This window comes from Chryseobacterium sp. UF-81, assembly GCF_058245105.1.
This window is the reverse complement of the sequence record NZ_JBSIBX010000028.1, coordinates 1-383: the sequence shown is the minus strand read 5'-3', so window position 1 is coordinate 383 and position 383 is coordinate 1. Positions and strand designations below refer to the sequence as shown.

The 383-nt window shown below is 39.7% G+C and carries 1 pseudogene; it reads right to left on the bottom strand.

The annotated features are described in order from the left end of the window. A pseudogene (locus AC4IFE_RS19990) lies at window positions 1-383 on the bottom strand (DUF2723 domain-containing protein); the annotation flags it as partial.

The window sequence follows — 383 nt, the reverse complement described above, 5'->3', positions numbered from 1 at the left end:
AGCATACCAATGGCAGTATCAGGATCATTAAGGTTCATCGGAGGATTCGCATTGGCTCTGATAGGAATAACCATCCAGCATGAGAAACCAATGATCATATATACTACTGACAGGGCTACTGTTTGAAAAACGTTTCTTTTGGCTTTCCTTGCATATTTAATCATGAAATAGGACATCGTAGCCATGAGAATAAATGCAGCAATGGTTCCTGAGTGGAAAGGAAGTCCAAGTCCGTTGACGAAGAATATTTCCAGTCTTCCGAACATGGTCATGATCAACGGGAAAATAATTTTGAAAACAATGATCAGGATTCCCAGTGTGATCGCATTGGCCCAGATAAAGTTTTTCCAGGTGAATTTGTAGTTTCTTGCATAATATACCAG